Source organism: Actinocorallia libanotica, from assembly GCF_039525175.1.
Classification (GTDB): domain Bacteria; phylum Actinomycetota; class Actinomycetes; order Streptosporangiales; family Streptosporangiaceae; genus Actinocorallia; species Actinocorallia libanotica.
In genome coordinates, this window is the sequence record NZ_BAAAHH010000005.1 from 49,543 (window position 1) to 69,623 (window position 20,081).

General features: G+C 72.5%; 15 protein-coding genes. 12 read left to right on the forward strand and 3 right to left on the reverse strand.

Annotated features, from left to right (window positions below; translation table 11 throughout):
• Positions 1-82 precede the first annotated feature (82 nt).
• Both ABD140_RS08675 and ABD140_RS08680 read left to right on the forward strand, forming a co-directional pair.
• Entirely contained in the window at positions 83-784 is a 702-nt protein-coding gene (locus ABD140_RS08675) for an iron-dependent transcriptional repressor DtxR (protein WP_344238649.1), read from the forward strand.
• A gap of 78 nt (positions 785-862) precedes the next feature.
• Complete coding sequence (locus ABD140_RS08680; RefSeq protein WP_344238651.1) at positions 863-3,031, forward strand: ATP-binding SpoIIE family protein phosphatase; 2,169 nt, start codon at positions 863-865, stop codon at positions 3,029-3,031.
• A 57-nt stretch (positions 3,032-3,088) separates the two neighbouring features.
• Here the strand turns inward: ABD140_RS08680 and ABD140_RS08685 are convergent, their stop codons facing one another.
• Positions 3,089-3,754 carry a class I SAM-dependent methyltransferase gene (locus tag ABD140_RS08685; RefSeq protein WP_344238653.1) on the reverse strand — a complete coding sequence of 222 codons (666 nt, stop codon included), beginning with the start codon at positions 3,752-3,754 and terminating at the stop codon, positions 3,089-3,091.
• A gap of 73 nt (positions 3,755-3,827) precedes the next feature.
• Complete coding sequence (locus ABD140_RS08690) at positions 3,828-3,986, reverse strand: hypothetical protein (RefSeq protein ID WP_344238655.1); 159 nt, start codon at positions 3,984-3,986, stop codon at positions 3,828-3,830.
• Positions 3,987-4,078: 92 nt separating this feature from the next.
• Between ABD140_RS08690 and ABD140_RS08695 the strand changes: the two genes are divergently transcribed.
• The 7 genes from ABD140_RS08695 to ABD140_RS08725 all read left to right on the forward strand — a co-directional run bounded on the left by ABD140_RS08695 (position 4,079) and on the right by ABD140_RS08725 (position 15,622).
• A complete protein-coding gene (locus tag ABD140_RS08695; protein WP_344238657.1) occupies positions 4,079-6,085 on the forward strand; it encodes an MFS transporter in 2,007 nt (668 codons plus the stop codon).
• Positions 6,086-6,195: 110 nt separating this feature from the next.
• Entirely contained in the window at positions 6,196-7,344 is a 1,149-nt protein-coding gene (locus ABD140_RS08700; protein WP_344238659.1) for an acetyl-CoA C-acetyltransferase, read from the forward strand.
• A gap of 374 nt (positions 7,345-7,718) precedes the next feature.
• A complete protein-coding gene (locus ABD140_RS08705; RefSeq protein ID WP_344238661.1) occupies positions 7,719-8,474 on the forward strand; it encodes an IclR family transcriptional regulator in 756 nt (251 codons plus the stop codon).
• Positions 8,475-8,551: 77 nt separating this feature from the next.
• Positions 8,552-9,283, forward strand: coding sequence for a class I SAM-dependent methyltransferase (locus ABD140_RS08710; protein ID WP_344238663.1), 732 nt, complete (start codon positions 8,552-8,554; stop codon positions 9,281-9,283).
• Between the two features lie 306 nt (positions 9,284-9,589).
• Positions 9,590-12,349, forward strand: coding sequence for a helix-turn-helix transcriptional regulator (locus ABD140_RS08715; protein WP_344238665.1), 2,760 nt, complete (start codon positions 9,590-9,592; stop codon positions 12,347-12,349).
• 48 nt (positions 12,350-12,397) lie between these two features.
• Positions 12,398-15,298, forward strand: coding sequence for a helix-turn-helix transcriptional regulator (locus ABD140_RS08720; RefSeq protein WP_344238667.1), 2,901 nt, complete (start codon positions 12,398-12,400; stop codon positions 15,296-15,298).
• A gap of 147 nt (positions 15,299-15,445) precedes the next feature.
• Complete coding sequence (locus ABD140_RS08725; protein ID WP_344238669.1) at positions 15,446-15,622, forward strand: hypothetical protein; 177 nt, start codon at positions 15,446-15,448, stop codon at positions 15,620-15,622.
• A 59-nt stretch (positions 15,623-15,681) separates the two neighbouring features.
• Here the strand turns inward: ABD140_RS08725 and ABD140_RS08730 are convergent, their stop codons facing one another.
• Positions 15,682-16,560 carry a phenylalanine 4-monooxygenase gene (locus ABD140_RS08730; RefSeq protein WP_344238671.1) on the reverse strand — a complete coding sequence of 293 codons (879 nt, stop codon included), beginning with the start codon at positions 16,558-16,560 and terminating at the stop codon, positions 15,682-15,684.
• A 195-nt stretch (positions 16,561-16,755) separates the two neighbouring features.
• Here ABD140_RS08730 and deoC point away from each other — a divergent pair, with 195 nt between their 5' ends.
• Genes deoC through ABD140_RS08745 form a run of 3 tightly spaced genes read left to right on the forward strand, consistent with a single transcriptional unit; the run spans position 16,756 to position 20,006 of the window.
• Positions 16,756-17,679 (forward strand): deoxyribose-phosphate aldolase, encoded by a 924-nt coding sequence (deoC, locus tag ABD140_RS08735; protein ID WP_344238673.1) that lies wholly within the window; start codon positions 16,756-16,758, stop codon positions 17,677-17,679.
• A gap of 7 nt (positions 17,680-17,686) precedes the next feature.
• Positions 17,687-19,114 carry an aldehyde dehydrogenase family protein gene (locus ABD140_RS08740; RefSeq protein WP_344238675.1) on the forward strand — a complete coding sequence of 476 codons (1,428 nt, stop codon included), beginning with the start codon at positions 17,687-17,689 and terminating at the stop codon, positions 19,112-19,114.
• Positions 19,104-20,006 carry an aldehyde dehydrogenase family protein gene (locus ABD140_RS08745; protein ID WP_344238677.1) on the forward strand — a complete coding sequence of 301 codons (903 nt, stop codon included), beginning with the start codon at positions 19,104-19,106 and terminating at the stop codon, positions 20,004-20,006. Before ABD140_RS08740 ends, ABD140_RS08745 begins: the two co-directional genes overlap by 11 nt.
• Positions 20,007-20,081: the final 75 nt, after the last annotated feature.

Below are 20,081 nucleotides of genomic sequence, written 5' to 3' on the forward strand. Positions count from 1 at the left end.
AAAACGCTTGACCGAGCCACGGCATCCGGGCATCTGGAGGGCGGCCGACGACGTAAACTCTGAGGCAGAGACTGGAGGAACCTTGACCTCACACGGCCTGATCGACACCACGGAGATGTATCTCCGCACGGTGTTCGAGCTTGAGGAGGAGGGGATCGTTCCGCTGCGCGCGCGCATCGCCGAACGGCTCTCCCAGAGCGGGCCGACTGTCAGCCAGACGGTCGCCCGGATGGAACGCGACGGCCTGCTGCGGGTCGAGGGGGACCGCCACCTGGCGCTGACCAGATCCGGCCGGGATCTGGCGGTACGGGTGATGCGCAAGCACCGCCTCGCCGAATGCCTGCTGGTGAACGTGATCGGCCTGCCGTGGGAGGAGGTGCACTCCGAGGCCTGCCGGTGGGAGCACGTGATGTCCGAGTCGGTGGAGCGGCGGCTGCTGGTCCTGCTGGAGAACCCCACGACCTGCCCGCACGGCAACCCGATCCCCGGCCTGGAGGAGCTCGGCGGCCACAGCGCCGAGTCCGGGCAGTTCGCCGACGAGAGCATGACGACGGTGGCGACCCGGGACGGGCAGACCGCCGTGATCCGGCGCATCAGCGAGCAGATTCAAAGCGATCAAGACCTTATGCTTAGACTCAAGCAGGTCGGGATTCAGCCCGGACGCGAGGTCACGCTCGCGGTCGGCGACGATGGTGTGCGAGTGACCAGTGACGACTCCGGGGACGGTCCTGAGACAGAGCTTCCGCGACGCATCGCCGAACACGTCTTCGTCGCGAAGATCTGAGATCTTGGCCGACGATCTCCACGCTTTCCCGCCCACGCGAGCGGCGTTCGTCGTTGAATGGGCGCCGGAGGTGAGGGGATGAGGCACTGGGGCGAATCCCCCTTCGAGCCCGAGCTCGCGGCCGAGGCCGTGCTGGGCCAGATGGAGATGGCGGTCATCGTCTGCGACCGCTTCAGCAACATCATCCATATCAACGCTTTCGCCAAGAAGCTGTTCGGCTTCGCGGGGAGCGAGTACATCGGCCAGAGCGTGCTGTCCCTGGGCATCGCCGAGGAGGACCACGAGCAGGCGACCGAGCTGGCCCGGCACGTGCTGAAGGGCGGCGTGTGGGAGGGCACCTTCTGCAACCTGCGCGCCGACGGCAGCACCATCTACACCCGCGCCCAGGCGGTGCCGCTGCGCCACCCGTCCGGCGCCATCGACGGGGTGGCGATCCTGGCCCGTGAGGCGCTGCGCAGCAACCAGCGCGACCAGGACAGGTACGGCCTGCTGGACCGCATCGGCACCCGGCTGGCCGGCTCGCTGGAGCTGGAGGTCACCCTGCGGGCGGTGGCCGACACCCTGATCCCGCAGTTCGCCGACCACGTCTTCATCGACCTGGCCTCGGCCGACAAGCTGGTGCGCCGGGTCTCCCGGCACGCCGGCGGCTGGACGCCGCCGCCCGGCACCTGGGCCGAGGTCGGCGAGCAGGTCGTGCACCCGCCCGAGCACCACGCGGCCAAGGCGATGAGCCGCCGTGACGCGGTGCTGGTCGACCTGTCCACCGGGCTCGACGGCGAGCTGGGCCTGACCTCCATGATCTCCGCCCCGCTGGTGGCGCGCGGCCAGGTGCTGGGCGTGATGAGCCTCGGCCTGTCCCATCTGGGCCGCCGCGCCGACCCCCACTACGACGGCTTCGACCGCGACCTCGTCGGCGCGATCGCCGGCCGGGTGGCGCTGTCCATCGACAACGCCATGCTCTTCGAGGAGGAGCGCCAGACCGCCCTGGCCTTCCAGCGCCACCTGCTGCCGGGCGAGCGCCCGCCCCGCCTCGACGGCCTGCAGATCGCCTGGCGCTACGAGCCGGCCAGGCCGCTGGAGTCCCACGGCCACGGCATCCAGACCCAGGTCGGCGGCGACTGGTACGACGTGATCCCGCTGTCGGCGGGCCGGGTCGGCATCGTCATCGGCGACGTGGAGGGCCGCGGGGCCCGCGCCGCCGCGGTGATGGGCCAGCTGCGCGCCGCGCTGCGCGCCTTCGCCCAGGATGACAAGTCGCCCGCCGACATCATGCGCAAGCTGGACGAGTGGGTGCGCACCATGAGCCCCGCCGACGCGCCGCGCCCGTCCCTGGTCTCGTGCACCTACTTCGTCTACGACGCCTGGTCGCGCGAGCTGACGTTCTCCAACGCCGGGCACAGCCCGCCGCTGACGGTGGTCGACGGCCGCGTCGGCGAGCTGGACTTCCACTCCGCCGCCGGGGCGATGCTCGGCGTGCGCTCGCCCGGCCTGGGCGGCGACATCATCTACAACGAGGAGACGGTCACGCTGCCCCCCGGCAGCACCCTGGTCCTCTACACCGACGGCCTGGTGGAGCGCCGCCCCCGCGACGACGGCACGTACTACACCGGCGAGCAGGCCCGCGGCCTGATCCAGGCGGACCTCGCCCGCGTCGCCCGCAGCGGGGTGGAGACGGTGGCCAACACCGTGTTCTCCGCGGTGCCCGGCGACATCGACGACGACGTGGCGCTGGTGGTCATGCGCACCGCCCCCGAGGAGCTGCCGGTCGAGGAGCGCACCTTCCCCAGCGAGCCGATCATGGTCTCGGAGGCGCGCCGGCTGGCGGCCGAGACCTTCGCGGCCTGGGGTCTGCACGACGACGAGGCCGAGATGGCCTGCCTGCTGGTCTCGGAGATCGTCACCAACGTCGTCCTGCACGCCACCAACGTCCCGGCGCAGAAACGCGCGCTGGTGGGGGCGCCGGAGCTGTCGTTCGACGAGGACGACTGGGACCTGAGCAGCGTCGGCCTGGGCCTGGGCCGGCCCGAGCCGGTGAAGCAGGAGTTCCGGCTGCGGCTGCGCAAGGGCGCGGGCGCGCTGTGGGTGGAGGTCTTCGACCCGGACCTGCGGCTGCCCCGCATCCGCAACGCCGGGGAGACCGACGAGGGCGGCCGCGGCCTCTACCTGGTCGACCAGATCGCGGCCCGCTGGGGTTCGCGCCCCACCCCCGACGGCAAGGCCGTCTGGTTCGAACTCCCCCTCACCTGACCCGGACGCCCCGGGACCCGGCCGGGTTCCACCCGACCCGGACGGCCGGAGACCCGGTCAGTTCGGGTGGGGGCGGACGGGCTCGGCGGCCAGGTGGGCCCAGGTCTGGGTGAACCACAGCTCGCCGCCGATGATGCGGGGCTTGGCGCCGGTCTTGGGGCCGCCGTCGACCTCGGCGAGCAGCACGTCGCGCAGCCGCGCGGCGATCCGCGGGTCGCGGGCGGCGGCCAGCCACGGTTCGGCGGGGCGCTCGACGGTGAGCAGGTCGAGCCGGCGGATGCGGGCGCCGGCGGCCTCCACCATCGCGACGAGGTCGCCGATCGGCGGGGTGGCGCGGAAGCTGGGGTCGCGCACCCGCTCCAGGGCGTCGCGGTGGTCGCTGGAGCAGTTGGTGCGGGCGAGCTCGGCCAGGACGATCCGGCCCGCCGGGCGGCAGACCCGCAGCATCTCCCGGAGCGCGGCGGCCGGGTCCGCCATGCGCAGCAGCGTGAACCGCGTGGTGACCAGGGAGAACGCCGCGTCCCCGTAGGGCAGCGCGACCGGTTCGACGCCGTCGCCCGGCCCCAGGTCCACCGAGGTGAGCGCGCCGACCCGCGGGGTGAGCGCGGAGGCCAGCGGGCTGGCCCCGTAGCACAGGTCCAGCACCTCGTCGGCGGGCCGGGGCTCGGCGAAGTCGGCGAGCCGGGTGAGGAAGGTGGAGAGAGTGCCCACGGCGCTCGTCACGGCACTACCTCCCCTCGCGGTGGACAACCAGATGAGACGGCGGGAAGCGCCGGATGGTTCATCCCCGGGCCGGTCAATTCAGTGTCTGCCCCCACAACGCCAGCACCACGAGCACGAAGACGATGACGACGGCGCCGGTCGTGGGCGCGGGGAAGCGCAGCCGTACGGCGGCCCAGCGTAGGCAGAAGGCGGCGAGGAGCGCGAGCAGTACGAGCGTGACGATCCCGTCCATGGGGCTCACCCTAAACCGTTCTTGGCGCGGTGTTTGGATTCCGCGGCCACGGGCCCCGGGTACGCGTCCCGGGAGGGCCGGGGAGGGTGCGGATGGGTCGGGAGGCCGGTGCGCGGGGCCGGGGGATCGGCCTGATCCTGACGGCGCTGCTGCTGGGGATGCTGCTGGGCGCCCTGGACCAGACGATCGTCTCGACGGCGCTGCCGACCATCGTGAGCGAGTTCGGCGGCCTGAACCACCTGTCGTGGGTGGTCACCGCCTACATGCTGGCGAGCACGGCCTCGACCCCGCTGTGGGGCAAGCTCGGCGACCAGTACGGCCGCAAGCCGCTGTACGTCACCGCGATCGTGGTCTTCCTGCTCGGCTCGGTGCTGTGCGGGCTGTCGTGGAACATGTTCTCGCTGATCGGCTTCCGCGCGCTGCAGGGGCTGGGCGGCGGCGGGCTGATGGCGCTGGGGATGGGGATCGTCGCCGACGTGGTCTCGCCGCGCGAGCGGGGCCGCTACCAGGGCTACTTCGGCGGCGTCTTCGGGGTGGCGAGCGTGACGGGCCCGCTGCTGGGCGGCTTCTTCGTCGACACGCTGAGCTGGCGCTGGGTCTTCTACGTCAACCTGCCGATCGGCGCGGTGGCGCTGGCGGTGATCGTGGCGGTGCTCCAGGGCAAGGGGGAGCAGACCCGGCACCGGATCGACTACGCCGGCACGTTCGCCCTGGGCGGGGCGGCGGTGTGCCTGGTGCTGGGCACCACCTGGGGCGGCACCGAGTACTCCTGGGACTCGCCGGTGGTGCTCGGCCTGTTCGCCGGCGCCGTGCTGCTGCTGTTCGGCTGGTGGCTGGCCGAGCGGCGGGCAGCCGAGCCGGTGCTGCCGCTGCACCTGTTCGGCAACTCCGTCTTCACGATCTGCGGCCTGATCGCGTTCGTCATCGGGTTCGCCATGTTCGGCGCGCTCACCTACCTGGCCGTCTACTTCCAGGTGGTGGAGGGGGTCTCCCCGACGCTGTCGGGGCTGAGCCTGCTGCCGATGACGGCGGGGACGCTGACGATGTCCATCCTCTCCGGCCACCTGATCACCCGGACCGGCAGATACAAGGTCTGGCCCGTGCTGGGCACCGGGATCACCACGCTGGCGCTGGCCCTGTGCTCCCGGCTCGACGTGGGCACCGGCGTCCTGGAGCGCAGCGCGTACCTGCTGCTGCTGGGCGCGGGCCTGGGCTGCGTCATGCAGGTCCTGATCATCGCGGTGCAGAACACCAGCCCCTACCGGGACCTGGGCGCGGCGACGTCGGGCAACACCTTCTTCCGCTCCATCGGCGGCTCGTTCGGCGTCGCGGCCTTCGGCGCGATCTTCAGCAACCGGCTGGCGGCGGGCATGGCGGAGCTCCTGCGGCAGGGGAGGCTGCCCGCGGGGACGGATCCGGCGGGCCTGCAGGAGAACTCGGCGCTCATCAAGCGGTTGCCGCCGGAGTCGGCGGAGGCGGTGCTCGGCTCCTACGCCGACGCGATCCAGACCGTCTTCGTCTACGCGACGCCGGTGGCGGCCGTCGCGTTCGCCGCCAGCTGGTTCCTGCGCGAGGTGCCGCTGCGCACGGCGACCAGGGACGCGGGGATGGGCGAGTCGATGGGGGCGCCGACGGCGCGCACGTCCAAGGCGGAGCTGGAGCTGGCGCTGGCGCGGCTGCTCTACCACGACCGCGACGCCCGCGCCCTCTACAGCCGCCTGGCGCTCCACGCGGGAGCCGATCTGGAGGCGGGGAGCGTCTGGGCGCTGTGCCGCCTCGCGTCGGAGGGCCCGGAGGGCTCGATCGGCGCCGCCGAGCTGGCCGCGCGCGCCCGCACCACGCGGGAGCACGGCCGCCCCTACATCGACGCGCTGGTCTCCCGGGGCCTGGTCGAACGGCGGGCGCGGGGCGAGCGGCTGGCGATCACCCCGGCGGGGCGCGATCTGGCCGAGCGGATCTTCCTGGTCCGCCGCATGGCGATGGACCATCTGGTGGCGGACTGGCAGCCGGAGCTGCATCCGGAACTGGCCGAACTGCTGGAGCGGCTGTGCCGCGAGTCGCTGGGCGCGGACGCCGATTCCCGGGTCTTCGCCGGGTGAGTGTTCACGGTCACTCTTGGGTTGTCGCATACTGACGGGTAAGCTCATACTGACCGAACCCCATTCGGTTTAATGGGACGGAACCCACCCCTAGATTCTTTGGAGGCGTTGTGGCCGAGGCGTACATCGTCGGCGCGGTCCGTACCCCCGTCGGCACCAAGAAGGGCGCGCTGGCCGGAGTCCACTCCGCCGACCTCGGCGCGCACGTCCTGAAGGCCCTCGTCGAGCGCACCGGGATCGACCCGGCCGCCGTCGAGGACGTGATCATGGGCTGTGTGTCCCAGGCCGGCATGCAGGCCCTGGACATCGCCCGCACCGCGTGGCTGTCCGCGGGCCTGCCCGAGAGCGTCCCCGGCGTCACCATCGACCGCCAGTGCGGCTCCTCGCAGCAGGCGATCCACTTCGCCGCGCAGGGCGTCCTGTCGGGCACCCAGGACCTCGTCGTCGTGGGCGGCATCGAGAACATGGCCGCCGTGCCGATGGGCTCCAACGTGCCGTTCGGGCCCGACGGCCTCAAGGCCGGCTTCCCCTACGGCGCCGGCTGGGCCGAGCGCTACGGCGACCAGGAGATCTCCCAGTTCCGCGGCGCCGAGCTCATGGCCGAGAAGTGGGACCTGAGCCGCGAGGACCTGGAGCGGTTCGCCCTGGAGTCCAACGTGCGCGCGGGCAAGGCCATCGAGGCCGGCTACTTCGACCGCGAGATCGCCCCGCTGAACGGCGCCGAGCGCGACGAGTGCGCCCGTCCCGACACCACCCTGGAGAAGATGGCGGGCCTCAAGCCGCTGCGCGAGGGCGGCCGGATCACCGCCGCCGTCTCCTCCCAGATCGCGGTCGGCTCGTCCGCGCTGCTCATCGCCTCCGAGGAGGCCGTGCGCACGCACAACCTGACCCCGCGCGCCCGCATCCACACCCTGGCGCTGGCCGGCTCCGACCCGGTCTACATGCTGACCGGCCCGATCCCGGCCACCGAGAAGGCCCTGAAGAAGTCCGGCCTGAAGATGGACGACATCGACGTCACCGAGATCAACGAGGCGTTCGCCCCGGTCGTCCTCGGCTGGCAGAAGGACCTGGGCGCCGACCCGGCCAAGGTCAACCCCAACGGCGGCGCCATCGCCCTGGGCCACCCGCTGGGCGCGACCGGCGGCATCCTCATGGCCAAGCTGCTGCACGAGCTGGAGCGCACCGGCGGCCGCTACGGCCTGCAGACGATGTGCGAGGGCGGCGGCCAGGCCAACGCCACCATCATCGAGCGCCTCTAGTACGGCGGACCCCTCTTCGGGGAGGGTGTCGGCGACCGGAACGGGCCGCGGCGGGACTCCGCCGCGGCCCGTTCCGCCTCCCCGGGTGCTGGGCGAAGCATGCCCCTGGCTTCACCCGCAGGTGGAAGACCCGTCGCTAGGGTCTTGCGCATGCCGACGACCGACGACGTCCAGCAGCCAGAACAGCCGCTCCACGAGACCCCGGAGGCCGAGGGGGCGCCGGCTCCGCAGCAGGCCGCGGTGCGTCGGCCGGCGGGCCGTCCCAAGAAGCGGCTTCCGATTCCTCCCCTGATGGGAATTCCGGGAGAATCTTCCGTCGAGTAACTTGACGAAACGGCTTGACCTGACTTCCCCCGCGGTGTTCGCTTTCCGTGATGGACGGTACACGCAGGCCGACGCTGATCGCCTCGGTGCAACGTGCGCTGCACCTGATGGAGGTGGTGGTGGCGCACCCCTCGGGCGCGCCGGCCAAGCAGCTCGCCCGGCTGGCGGAGCTTCCCCTGGCGACCACGTACCACCTGCTGCGCACCCTGGCGCACGAGGGCTACGTCACCAAGCTGCCCGACGGCGGCTGGGTGCTGGGGGAGCGCCTGGCGGACCTGTACGCCCAGGGCCGCGCCCAGATGACGCTGGCCCGGGTGCGCCCGGCCCTGACCGCGCTGCGGGACGAGCTGGGCGTCGCCGTCTACTTCGCGGTGCACCGCGAGGGCGGGATCGAACTGGTCGACGTGGTCGACGGGCCGCGCGAGCGCCGGGTCGACCTGTCCGTCGGCTTCGACGAGGCGGCGCACGCCACCGCCCTGGGCAAATGCCTCCTGGGCCAGCTCGACGAGCCCTCCCGCGGCGACTACCTCACCCGCCGCCGGCTGCTCGACCTCACCCCGCACACCATCACCGACCGCAGGGCGCTGTCCCGGGGGCTGGTCGGGCGCGACGGCCTGTCCTACGACCACGAGGAGTACGCGCTGGGCACCGTCTGCGTCGCGGTCCCGGTGGCGGACGCCTCCGGCGGCCTGACCGGCGCGCTGGCCGTCTCCTGCCGGGCCGACCGGCTGGCCCGCGTCCAGGGCGCGGGGCGCAGGCTGCACGAGACCGCCGCGCGCCTGTCCCGGCTCGCCGCGCTGAGTTGAAATACCGGACACCCGACGGTGCGCGGTACCAGCCGGTAAACTCCCCGTGATCCCGGAACCGAGCACGAGTGGAACCCATGTCTGAGAACTTCCAGCCGGTCCAGCCCGCGGCCGGCGAGGGCGCCCTGGAGAACCACCTCGGTGGCGACGAGGCGCGCAACTACCGCAAGTACGAGTACGACATGGTCGCTCCGCACGTGGGGCGCTCCCTGCTGGAGATCGGCTCCGGGCTCGGCCACTTCTCCGAGCAGTTCGCCGGCCGCCTGGACTACCTGGCCGTCAGCGACAACGACCCGTACTGCGTCGAGCAGCTGGGGAAGCGCTACGCCGAGGACCCGGACGTCGAGGTGCTGTCGCTGGCGCTGCCGGCCAAGGTGGAGATCCGCCAGAAGGTCGACACCGTGGTGATGATGAACGTCCTGGAGCACATCGCCGAGGACGCCCAGGCGCTGCGCGACCTGGCCGCGGTGGTCGAGCCCGGCGGGCGCATCGTCATCTGGGTGCCGGGCTACATGCAGCTGTACGGGGACTTCGACCGCAAGGTCGGGCACGTCACCCGCTACACGCCCAAGACGCTGGGCGCCACCATCGCCGCGGCGGGCCTGGAGGCCGAGGTGCTCAAGCCGATCAACTTCCTGGGCGGCATCGCCTGGTGGGCGGCGGTGCGCCGGGGCGGCGTGGGCTACCCCGACCCCCGGCTGGTGAAGATCTACGACCGCACGGTCATCCCGACCACCCGCTTCCTGGAGCGCCTCTTCCGCCCCCCGTTCGGCCAGACGGTCTTCGCCGTCGCCCGGGTACCCGGATAGAGCACCACGAAAAGTTTCAGGTACTGAAAACCGCGGCCGCCCTATCGGGAAGTCTTCCCATGCCGGAGGCGGGTTCGGCCGACAATGAGGGTGGCCGCGGGAGCGTTCTGTCGCCTCTCCGCCCGGACGTTGCGGGCGTGCCCCGAACAGGCGTCTCCGACGGCCAGCCACAATTCCCGTGTGGTCCGACGGCTCGGTGGCGGGGGGACGGAGAGGGTCCTCCCGCCATCGGGTCCGGATGGCGATCATGATCGCTGAGGGCGATAATTGCTGGGTTGTGGCTGAATATCCTGTCATCCTGGTCATATGCCCCCTTCTTCCCCGCTGATCGGCCGGACCGGGGAACTGGCGCGCCTGCGCGAGGCGTGCCGCCGCCTGCCCGGCGTCGTGCTGGTGGGCGGCGAGGCGGGCATCGGCAAGTCACGGCTGGTCCGCGAGTTCACCGCGGAGTTCGCCGCGGGCCGCGCCGGCGCCCGGGTGCTGACCGGCGGCTGCGTGGAGCTCTCGGCCGAGCTGCTGCCGTTCGCCCCCTTCACCGCCGCGCTGCGCGGGCTGGTGCGCGAGCTGGGGACCGGCGGGATCGAGGAGCTGCTGCCCGGCGCGCGGGGCCTGGCCCGGCTGCTGCCGGAGTTCGGCGACCCCGACGAGGCGCCCGCCGACGAGGCCAGGGCGCGGTTGTTCGAGCTGGTGCTGACCCTGCTGGAGCGGCTGGCCGAGCAGGGCCCGCTGATCCTGGTGATCGAGGACGCGCACTGGGCCGACCGCTCCAGCCGCGACCTGCTGGACTTCCTCATCCGCAACCTCGCCGGCGCGGTGCTGGTGCTGGTCACCTACCGCAGCGAGGCGCTGCACCGCGGCCATCCGCTGCGGCCGCTGCTGGCCGAACTCGACAGGGTCGACCGGGTGGAGCGGCTGGAACCGGGCAGGCTCACCCGTGCCCAGACCCGCAGGATGCTCGGCGAGGGCGCGGACGCACGGCGCGCGGCGGAGGTCTTCCGGCGCAGCGAGGGCAACCCCCTGTTCGTCGAGGCGCTGGCGGGCGAGGAGTCGGCGGACCTCCCCGAGTCGCTGCGGGACCTGGTGCTGGCCGGAGTGCGGCGGCTGCCCGGCGCGTCGCAGGAGGTGCTGCGGATCGCCGCGGCGGGCGGGCAGACCCTGGAGGACGGCCTGCTGGCCGCCGTGACCGGGCTGGAGGGCGCCGGGCTCGACGAGGCGCTGCGCCCCGCCGTCGAGGCGAACGTGCTGGCCGTGGACGGCGAGGGCTACGTCTTCCGGCACGCCCTGATCCGCGAGGCGGTCCGGGAGGACCTGCTGCCGGGGGAGTCGAGGCGGCTGCACCTGGCCTACGCCCGGACGCTGGAGGAGCGGCCGTGGCTGGTGCCGCCGGGCCGCGCCGCGTCCGAGCGCGCCTACCACTGGTACGCGGCGCGCGACCTCCCCCGCGCGCTGGAGAGCGCGTGGCTGGCCTCGGGCGAGGCGATGAGGTCCGCCGCGTACGCCGAGGCGCTCGCGCTGTCGGAACGGGTGCTGGAGCTGTCGGAGCGGGTGCCCTCGGCGGTCGACCGGACTGAGGTCCTGAAGCGGGCGATGATCGCCGCCGAGCTGGCCGGAGAGCTGGAACGGGGGGTCGAGCTGGCGGGCGCCGCGCTGGAGCGCGTGGACGAACCGGTGGCGCGGACGGAGCTGCTGAGCTGCCGGGGCCGGATGAAACTGCACCTGCACCGGGCCGAGGGTGCTGCGGACCTGCGGGAGGCCGCGGCACTGCTGGCCGACCGGCCGCCGTCCGCGACGCGGGCCAGGGCGCTGGCCACGCTCGCCAAGTACGCCTTCAAGCTCCCTGATTCCCTGGACGAGACCTGGCGCATGGCGCAGGAGGCGGTGCGGGCGGCCCGCGAGGTGGACGACGCGACCGCGCTCGTCAGCGCGCTGATGACCCTGGCGCTGCGCGACAACGTGCCGGACGAGAGGCGGCTGGCCCTGCTCGAGGAGATCGAGCCGCTGCTGGAACGCTGCGAGGACTACAACGAGGTGCTCCGGTACAAGCTGAGCGTCTCGCACGTGCTGGAGTCCGCGGGCCGGCACGAGGAGGCCCACCGGGTCGCCCGCTCGGGGCAGGAGGACGCCGTCGTCCGCGGGCTCGGCCGCATCATGGGCACCATCCTGGCCTACAACGCGACGGAGCCGCTGGTCTCCCTGGGCCGCTGGGACGAGGCGCTCCAGACCATCGAGGAAGTGACCGAACGGCTTCCGCTGAGCCGCCACATGGGCAGCCTGCGCGGCCTGTCCGGGGAGATCCACACCGCGCGGGGCGACCTGCGCAGGGCGGCGGCCGACCTCGACTTCTTCCTCAAGGCGGTCAGAAGAGGGCCGGTGCGCAGAGCCGAGGACCTCTTCGCGGTGATCCGCCTGGAGGTCTCCTTGCGGCTGGCGGAAGGCGACCACGAGGGAGCGCGCGGATCGGCGGAGCAGCTGCTGGACTGCGGGGAGATGGCGGACGACGCCCGGTACACCTGGCCGGTGCTGGCGCTGGTGGCCCGCGCCTGCCATGACGAGAAGGAACTGGACCCGTACCTGAAGCGGGCCGCGGAGCTGTCCGTCATCGGGCCGGTCATGGAAGCGCACCGGCTGGCCTTCGAGGCCGAGTGCGCCCGCATCACCGGCTCCGGCCCGTCCTGGACGGAGGCCGCCGAGGCCTGGCGTGCGCTCGGCCGGCCCTACCAGGAGGCCTACGCCCTGCTGCGCGCGGCCGTGGAAGACCGGAGCGGCGCCGCGGAACGGCTGGAGCGGGCCCGGAAGCTCGCCGCGGACCTGGGCGCCGTTCCGCTGCTGGCCGAGGTCGAGGAGGCGCGATCCCGGCTGGGCGGCGCGTCACCGGTGCGCGGCCTGACCACCCGGGAGACGGAGGTCCTGCGGGAGCTGGCCGAGGGCAGGGCCAACCGGGAGATAGCGCAGCTGCTGTCCATCTCGGCCAAGACGGTCAGTGTGCATGTGAGCAACATCCTGGGGAAGCTCGGCGTCTCCTCCCGGGGCGAGGCCGCCGCGCTGGCGCGGAGGCTCGGCCTGTGAACGGGAACTTGCATCAGAAATGTCCGATTGCGCTGGCATGCTGGGGGAATGGACGTGGGTAGGGCTGGCGTGTGCCCGGTGCTGGTCGGGCGGGAGACCGAACTCGACGCGCTGGACGGCGCGTTCACCGAGGTCCTGGCGGGGACGGCGCGGGCGGTGCTGCTGGGCGGCGAGGCCGGGATCGGCAAGTCCCGCCTGACCGAGGAGTTCGCCGGACGGGCCCGCGCGCGGGGCGCGCGGCTGCTCCTGGGCGGCTGCCTGGAGCTGGGCGTCGACGGCTTCCCGTTCGCGCCGTTCACCGCGGTGCTGCGCCAGCTCGTCCGGGAGCTGGGCACCGACGGGGTCGCCGAGCTGGTCGGCGGGCGGACCTCCGAGCTGGCCCGGCTGCTGCCGGAGTTCGGCGAGCCCGAGGGCGACGGCTCCGGCCACCACCAGGCGCGCCTGTTCGAGCTGGTGCTGACCCTGCTGGACCGGCTCGCCCAGCGCGGCCCGGTCGTGCTGCTGATCGAGGACGCGCACTGGGCCGACCGCTCCAGCCGCGACCTGCTGGCCTTCCTCGTGCGCAACCTCGGCGCGGTGGCCGCGCTGATGGTCGTCGTCACCTACCGCTCGGACGAGCTGCACCGCGGCCATCCGCTGCGCCCCCTGCTCGCCGAGCTGGACCGCCTGGAGCGGGTCTCCCGGCACGAGCTGGACCGGCTGACCCGCCAGGAGGTCGGCGAGCTGATGACCCGGCTGCACGGCACCGAGCCCAGCGGCCGCCGCGTCGAGGCGTTCTTCACCCGCAGCGAGGGCAACCCGCTGTTCGTCGAGGCGCTGATGGAGACGGACGGGGACATCGCCTGCGAGCTGCCCGAGTCGCTGCGGGACCTGCTGCTGGCCGGCGTCGAGCGGCTGCCGGAGGAGACCGGGGAGCTGCTGCGGGTGGCCGGCGCGGGCAGCGTCCGGATCGAGCACCGGCTGCTGGCCGCCGTCAGCGGCCTGGACGAGCGCGCCCTCACCCGGAGCCTGCGGCCCGCCGTGGAGAGCAACGTCCTGGTGGTCGAGGGCGAGGGCTACCGCTTCCGGCACGCGCTGATCCGCGAGGCCATCCACGAGGACCTGCTGCCGGGCGAGCACACCCGCCTGCACACCCGGTACGCCGAGGCCCTGGAGGAGGACGCCACCCTGGTGCCGCCGGGCCGCGCCGCCGCCGAGCTGGCCCACCACTGGTACGCCGCGCACAACCTGGAATGGGCGCTGATCAGCGCCTGGAAGGCCGCGCAGGAGGCCGATCGCGCCGCCGCGTACGCCGAGGAGCTGCGGATGCGCGAACGCGTCCTGGAGCTGTGGGAGCGCGTGCCGGACGCGGAGCAGAAGATCGGCGTCACGCGGCAGGAGGCGCTGCGGCGGGCGGTCTGGGCCGCGGAGTGGGCCGGGGACAGCGAGCGCGGCATCAGGCTGGCCACGGCGGCGCTGCGGGAGATGGACGGCGACGTGCTGAGCCAGGCGTGGCTGCTGGAGCGCCGCGGCCGGATGCGCCACCAGCTGGGCCGCAAGGGCTGGCTGGAGGACCTGCACGAGGCGGTCCGGCTGGTGCCCGCCGAACCGCCGTCCCCCGACCGCGCCCAGGTCCTCGCCGCGCTGGCGCAGCACCTCTTCCTGGGCATCGGGGTGGAGGAGGCCAGGCGGGCGGCCGAGGAGGCGCTGGAGGCGGCGCGGGCGGCCGACGACCCCAAGTCCGAGGCGCACGTGCTGCTCACCCTGATCTGCCTGATGGCCGAGCCCAACTACGAGAACGCCACGGACCAGGCGGGGGAGGGCTGGGACCTGCTGGACCGGGCGGAGCGCATCGCCCTGGAGATGGGCGCGGGCCAGCTGACGCTGCGCGCCGCGATCAACCGCTCCCACCTCCTGGAGGGCTCGGGGCGGCACGCCGAGGCGATCGAGGTGGCCGCGCGCGGTATCGAACGCGCCAAGGACATCGGGCTCTTCTGCATCCAGGGCTCCTTCCTCAGCATCAACCACGCCGAGTCGCTGCACTCCCTCGGCCGCTGGGACGAGGCGGTGGAGGTGATCGAACGGGCGCTGGAGTCCGACCCGCCGCGGGCGCACCGCGCCAACCTCGTGCTGCTGCGCGGTGAGATCGGCCTGGCCCGCGGCGAGCACGCGCTCGCCGAGCGGGGGCTGGAGGTGGCCTACCAGTTCACCCGCTGGGAGGTGGACCGGCGGCTCCAGGAGCACTATCCGGTGCTGCGGCTGGAGGTCGGCCTCCGTCTCGCCGAAGGCGACCGCCGGGCGGCGCTGACCGCGCTGGAACCGGTGCTGACGGCCACGGGCCGCCCCGACGACAGCCGGTACGCCTGGCCCGTCCTGGCCAACGGCGCGGCGGCGTGCGACACCGTCCTGGAACTGGAGCCGCTGGCCGCCCGGGCGGCGGGGATGGCCGTCCAGGGACCGGTCCAACGGGCCTGGTCGATGACCTTCCACGCGGAGTCCGCCAGGTGCCGGGGGAGGGACCCCCGCTGGGACGCGGTCGCCGACGCCTGGGGGGAGCTCGGCCAGCCCTATCCGCGCGCGCAGGCGCTGCACCGCGCGGCCGAGCACGCAGCGGCGGCGGGCGAGCGCGCCCGTGCCGCGGAGCGGCTGATCGAGGCGGCCGCGCTCGCCCGCGACCTGGGCGCGGCGACGCTGCTGGAGGCGATCGAGGACCTCAGGCGGCGGCTGGGCGCGGGGGGGCGCGCGACGCCGGCCCACGGGCTCACCGCACGGGAGCTGGAGGTGCTGGCCCGGCTCGCCGAGGGCGGCTCGAACAGGGAGATCGCCGAGGCGCTGTTCATCTCGGCGAAGACCGTCAGCGTCCACGTCAGCAACATCCTCGGCAAGCTCGGCGTCTCCTCCCGCACCGAGGCCGCCGCTGCGGCGCACCGGCTCGGCATCCTCCCGGCCGGCCACCCCTCCGTGGCCTGAGCCCGTCTTAGGCGTCCGTACCGGTTCTTAGCCGGACGGACCCTGGGATTTCCCCGTGGAATAAGGCATCTGCCTCATGTGCCCGGCGGGGTCTTAGCGCGAGATTGAAGGTGTCGGAAAACGGCGTCGACGAAAGCCGAGGACACCATGCTGCACCACGATTTCAGCCGGGCGGTCATCAAGGACCGGGTCGCGCGCTACCACGAGGAGGCGCGGGCCGACCGGGAGGAGCAGGAACGCGAGGAGCCCTCCGAGCGTTCCGGGAAGACCGCGGCCAAGTCGGTCTTCCTCCGGGTAGCCAGGTCATTACCGAGGCTCCTGTAGCCACAGACGGGGAACATGCCGGGTCCCAGCCGGCGTGTTCCCCGTCTGCATTCCCGGCCTCAGACGGCCAGGGCGGCGATCGAGTCGTCGTCGCAGGCCTCCCAGAAACCGCCCGCGACGTCTTCGAGGTGGTCCATGGACTCGGCGCGGAACAGAAGCGTCTGGTACTTGGTGATGTCGTAGTCGGCGCTTCCCATCTCCCGGACGTCCAGCGGCCGGACGTCCATGGCGCGGAACTCCTCGATCTCGCCGTAGGAGGAGAGGATGCCCGCGCCGTAGGCCTTCAGCTCCCCGCCCTCCTGGAGCACCCCGAACTCCATGGTGAACCAGAAGACCCGGGAGACGAACTCCAGCGCCTCCCTGCCCTCCACCCGGCGCGCCGCCTCTCCCGCGGCCCGGTACAGGGCGGCGAACCGGTCGGAGGCCAGCGCGTTGGCGTGGCCGATGACCTCGTGGACGACGTCGGGCTCGGGCGTGTAGAGCGGCATGCTGTGGTGCCGCAGGTACTGGGTGGAGTGGAAGAGCCCGTCGGCCAGGGAGCCGTAGAACTCCCGCAGCGGCACCAGCCCGGCGGCGGGCAGGTAGCGGAAGCCGGTGAGGGGCTCCAGCAGGTCCGAGACCTCCTGGAGCTGCGGGACGCGGTCCTCCGGCAGCCCCAGGCGCTCCTTGGCGTCCAGGAACTCCCGCACCGCGTAACGCCGGTGCCGGGACGCCAGCTCCGCCGAGACCAGCCGCCACACCTCCTGCTCCTCCCCGGTGTACGCGACCTCCGGGAGCGGGTCGCCGCGCCGGTGGCCGACGGCCAGCCCCGCGATCAGGTCGCGGCGCTCCCGGTAGGCGGGGTCGGCGAACCCGGGGTGGCCGCGGGCCAGCCGCACCGTCACCCTGCCGTGCTCGTCCTCGTTGACGGGCGAGAAGTACTGGGCTTCCTCGAACACGTCCGCGCCTCCTCGTCGAAGCGACGTCTGTACCTGTGAATGTGCCCACTCCGCGCTTGATCGACCGGCGCGCGGGCGGTCGCCGCAGGCCCGCGCGCCGTTTTGGCGGAACGTCCGAACGGCCGCCGCGGCGGGTCCGGCGCGGTTGTGGCTACGTCCGCAGACCCGCGGGCGGGTTTGGCGGGGAGTGGCGCGATGACCGATGCTTTGTCGGTGACATCTGTGAACGAGCTGCGGGGCATCCTGCACGGGCTGCCCGGAGTCGACCAGGTCGGCGTCGAGGCGCGTGCGGCACGGCTGGGCACCCGGTCGGTCAAGAACGAGAGCAAGGCCAGGGCGGTCGACCTGGCGATCTCCATGGTCGACCTGACCACGCTGGAGGGCGCCGACACCCCCGGCAAGGTGCGCGCGCTGTGCGCCAAGGCCGTGCACACCGCGCCCGGCGCGCCGAAGGTCGGCGCGGTGTGCGTCTACCCCGACCTGGTGAAGGTCGCCGTGGACGCGCTGGACGGCTCCGGAGTCGGGGTCGCCTCGGTGGCGACGGCCTTCCCGGCGGGCCGGGCGCCACTGACGGTCAAACTCGAGGACACCCGGCAGGCGGTCGCCGACGGGGCCTCGGAGATCGACATGGTCATCGACCGCGGCGCGTTCCTGGCGGGCGACTACGCCAAGGTGCACGACGAGATCGCCGCGGTGAAGGACGCCTGCGGGCGGGCCCACCTCAAGGTGATCCTGGAGACCGGCGAGCTGGCCACCTACGACAACGTGCGCCGCGCGTCCTGGCTGGCGATGCTGGCCGGAGCCGACTTCATCAAGACCTCCACCGGCAAGATCCAGCCCGCGGCCACCGCGCCGGTCGTCCTGCTCATGCTCCAGGCCGTCCGCGACTTCCGGGAGCGGCACGGGCGCACGGTCGGGGTGAAGCCCGCCGGAAGCATACGTAACACCAAGGACGCGATCAAGATGCTGGTCCTGGTGAACGAGGTCGCCGGGCCCGACTGGCTGGACCCCCGCCTGTTCCGCATCGGCGCCTCCAGCCTGCTCAACGACCTGCTCATGCAGCGGGAGAAGTTCGCCACCGGCGTCTACTCCGGCCCCGACTACTTCACACTGGACTGAGGCGAAGATGAGCGAGATGTTCGAGTACGCGCCTGCGCCCGAGTCCCGGAGCGTCGTACGGATCGAGGACTCCTACGGCTTGTTCGTCGACGGGGAGTTCGTCTCCGCCAAGCGGACCTTCCCCACGCTCGACCCGGCCACCGAGGAGGTGCTCGCCGAGGTCGCCGAGGCCGGGGCCGAGGAGGTCGACCTGGCGGTCGCCGCCGCCCGCACCGCGTTCGAGCGCGTCTGGGGCCCGATGCCGGGCCGGGAGCGCGCCAAGTACCTGTACCGGATCGCCCGGATCATCCAGGAGCGCTCGCGGGAGCTGGCCGTCCTGGAGTCCCTCGACAACGGCAAGCCCATCCGCGAGACCCGCGACTTCGACCTGCCCCAGGCCGCGGCGCACTTCTTCCACCACGCGGGCTGGGCCGACAAGCTGGAGTACGCCGGGTACGGCACCACCCCGATCGGCGTCGCCGGGCAGATCATCCCGTGGAACTTCCCGCTGCTCATGCTGGCCTGGAAGATCGCCCCGGCGCTGGCCTGCGGCAACACCGTGGTGCTCAAGCCCGCCGAGACCACCCCGCTGACCGCGCTGGCCTTCGCCGACATCTGCCGCCAGGCCGAGCTGCCGCCGGGCGTCGTCAACATCGTCACCGGCGGCCCGGAGACCGGGCGGCTGCTGGTGGCGCACCCGGGCGTCGACAAGATCGCCTTCACCGGCTCCACCGGGGTCGGCAAGGACATCGCGCGCGCCGTGGTCGGCACCGGCAAGCGCCTGGGCCTGGAGCTGGGCGGCAAGGGCGCCAACATCGTCTTCGACGACGCACCGCTGGACCAGGCGGTCGAGGGGATCGTCGACGCCATCTTCTTCAACCAGGGCCAGGTCTGCTGCGCCGGATCGCGGCTGCTGGTCCAGGAGTCGGTGGCCGAGGAGCTGCTGGACCGGCTGAAGGCGCGGATGGCCACGCTGCGCGTCGGCGACCCGCTGGACAAGAACACCGACGTCGGGGCGATCAACTCCGCCGCGCAGCTCGCCCGGATCACCGAGCTGGCCGCCTCCGGGGAGGCCGAGGGCGCCGAGCGCTGGTCCCTGGAGTGCGCGCTGCCCGACCGCGGGTTCTGGTTCGCGCCGACCCTCTTCACCGGCGTGGCGCTCAGCCACCGCGTCGCCCGGGAGGAGATCTTCGGCCCCGTGCTGTCGGTGCTCACCTTCCGCACCCCCGCCGAGGCCGTCGAGAAGGCGAACAACACGCCCTACGGGCTCTCGGCGGGAGTGTGGACCGAGAAGGGCTCCCGCATCCTTTCCATGGCCGAGAAGCTGCGCGCGGGCGTGGTGTGGGCCAACACGTTCAACCGGTTCGACCCGGCCTCGCCGTTCGGCGGATACAAGGAGTCGGGTTTCGGCCGCGAGGGCGGCCGTCAGGGTCTGGAGGCCTACCTTGCCCAGTAAGTCCGGGAAGCCCGCGCAGGAGAAGAAGGGCGCCGCGACCGCCCCGGCGCGGCTGCGGGTGCGCAAGACCTACAAGCTTTTCATCGGCGGGGCGTTCCCGCGTTCGGAGTCCGGCAGGTCCTACGTCGTGAACGACAGCAGAGGCGAATTCCTCGCCAACGCCTCCTGGGCGTCCCGCAAGGATGTGCGGGACGCGGTGGTCGCCGCCCGCAAGGCGTTCGGCGGCTGGTCCGGGAAGACTCCTTACAACCGGGGTCAGATTCTCTACCGGATCGCGGAAATGCTGGAGGGCAGACGGAGGCAGTTCGTCGAGGAACTGCGCGACACCGGCCTTTCCCGCCAGGACGCCGAAGCCGAAGTGGACGCCGCCGTGGACCGCTGGGTCTGGTACGCCGGATGGGCCGACAAAATCGCGCAGGTGGCCGGCTCCGTCAATCCCGTCGCGGGCCCGTTCCTCAACGTCTCCAAGCCCGAACCGACCGGTGTGGTCGGGGTGCTCGCTCCGAATGACTCCCCGCTGCTGGGCCTGGTGTCGGTGCTGGCGCCCGCCATCGTCACCGGCAACACCGCGGTGGTCATCGCCGACTCCCCGCTCGTCGCCGTCACCTTCGCCGAGGTGCTGGCGACCAGCGACCTGCCCGGCGGAGTCGTCAACATCCTCACCGGCCCCCGCGAGGAACTCGCACCCTGGCTGTCGGCCCATATGGACGTCAACGCCGTCGACCTCACCGGCGCCTCCGAAGAACTCGCGAACGCCTGTGAGACCGAGGCCGCGGGAAATCTGAAGCGCGTACTGCGCCCCGTCTCCACCGACTGGTCGGCCGACCCGGGAACGGAACGGATGACCGCACTCCTGGAGACGAAAACCGTGTGGCACCCCATTGGTGTGTAACCGCGTGTAAACGGTTCTGGTCAAGATGGGTGTAGCAAGAAGGTAAGTGTGGAATATCTCCCCCCGTAGCTGATC

Coding starts and splice junctions, on each gene's coding strand:
- ABD140_RS08680 (WP_344238651.1), top strand. CDS start 863: ATGAGGCACTGGGGCGAATCCCCCTTCGAGCCCGAGCTCGCGGCCGAG.
- ABD140_RS08690 (WP_344238655.1), bottom strand. CDS start 3,986: ATGGACGGGATCGTCACGCTCGTACTGCTCGCGCTCCTCGCCGCCTTC.
- ABD140_RS08695 (WP_344238657.1), top strand. CDS start 4,079: ATGGGTCGGGAGGCCGGTGCGCGGGGCCGGGGGATCGGCCTGATCCTG.
- ABD140_RS08705 (WP_344238661.1), top strand. CDS start 7,719: ATGGACGGTACACGCAGGCCGACGCTGATCGCCTCGGTGCAACGTGCG.
- ABD140_RS08710 (WP_344238663.1), top strand. CDS start 8,552: ATGTCTGAGAACTTCCAGCCGGTCCAGCCCGCGGCCGGCGAGGGCGCC.
- ABD140_RS08715 (WP_344238665.1), top strand. CDS start 9,590: ATGCCCCCTTCTTCCCCGCTGATCGGCCGGACCGGGGAACTGGCGCGC.
- ABD140_RS08720 (WP_344238667.1), top strand. CDS start 12,398: ATGGACGTGGGTAGGGCTGGCGTGTGCCCGGTGCTGGTCGGGCGGGAG.
- ABD140_RS08725 (WP_344238669.1), top strand. CDS start 15,446: ATGCTGCACCACGATTTCAGCCGGGCGGTCATCAAGGACCGGGTCGCG.
- deoC (WP_344238673.1), top strand. CDS start 16,756: ATGACCGATGCTTTGTCGGTGACATCTGTGAACGAGCTGCGGGGCATC.
- ABD140_RS08740 (WP_344238675.1), top strand. CDS start 17,687: ATGAGCGAGATGTTCGAGTACGCGCCTGCGCCCGAGTCCCGGAGCGTC.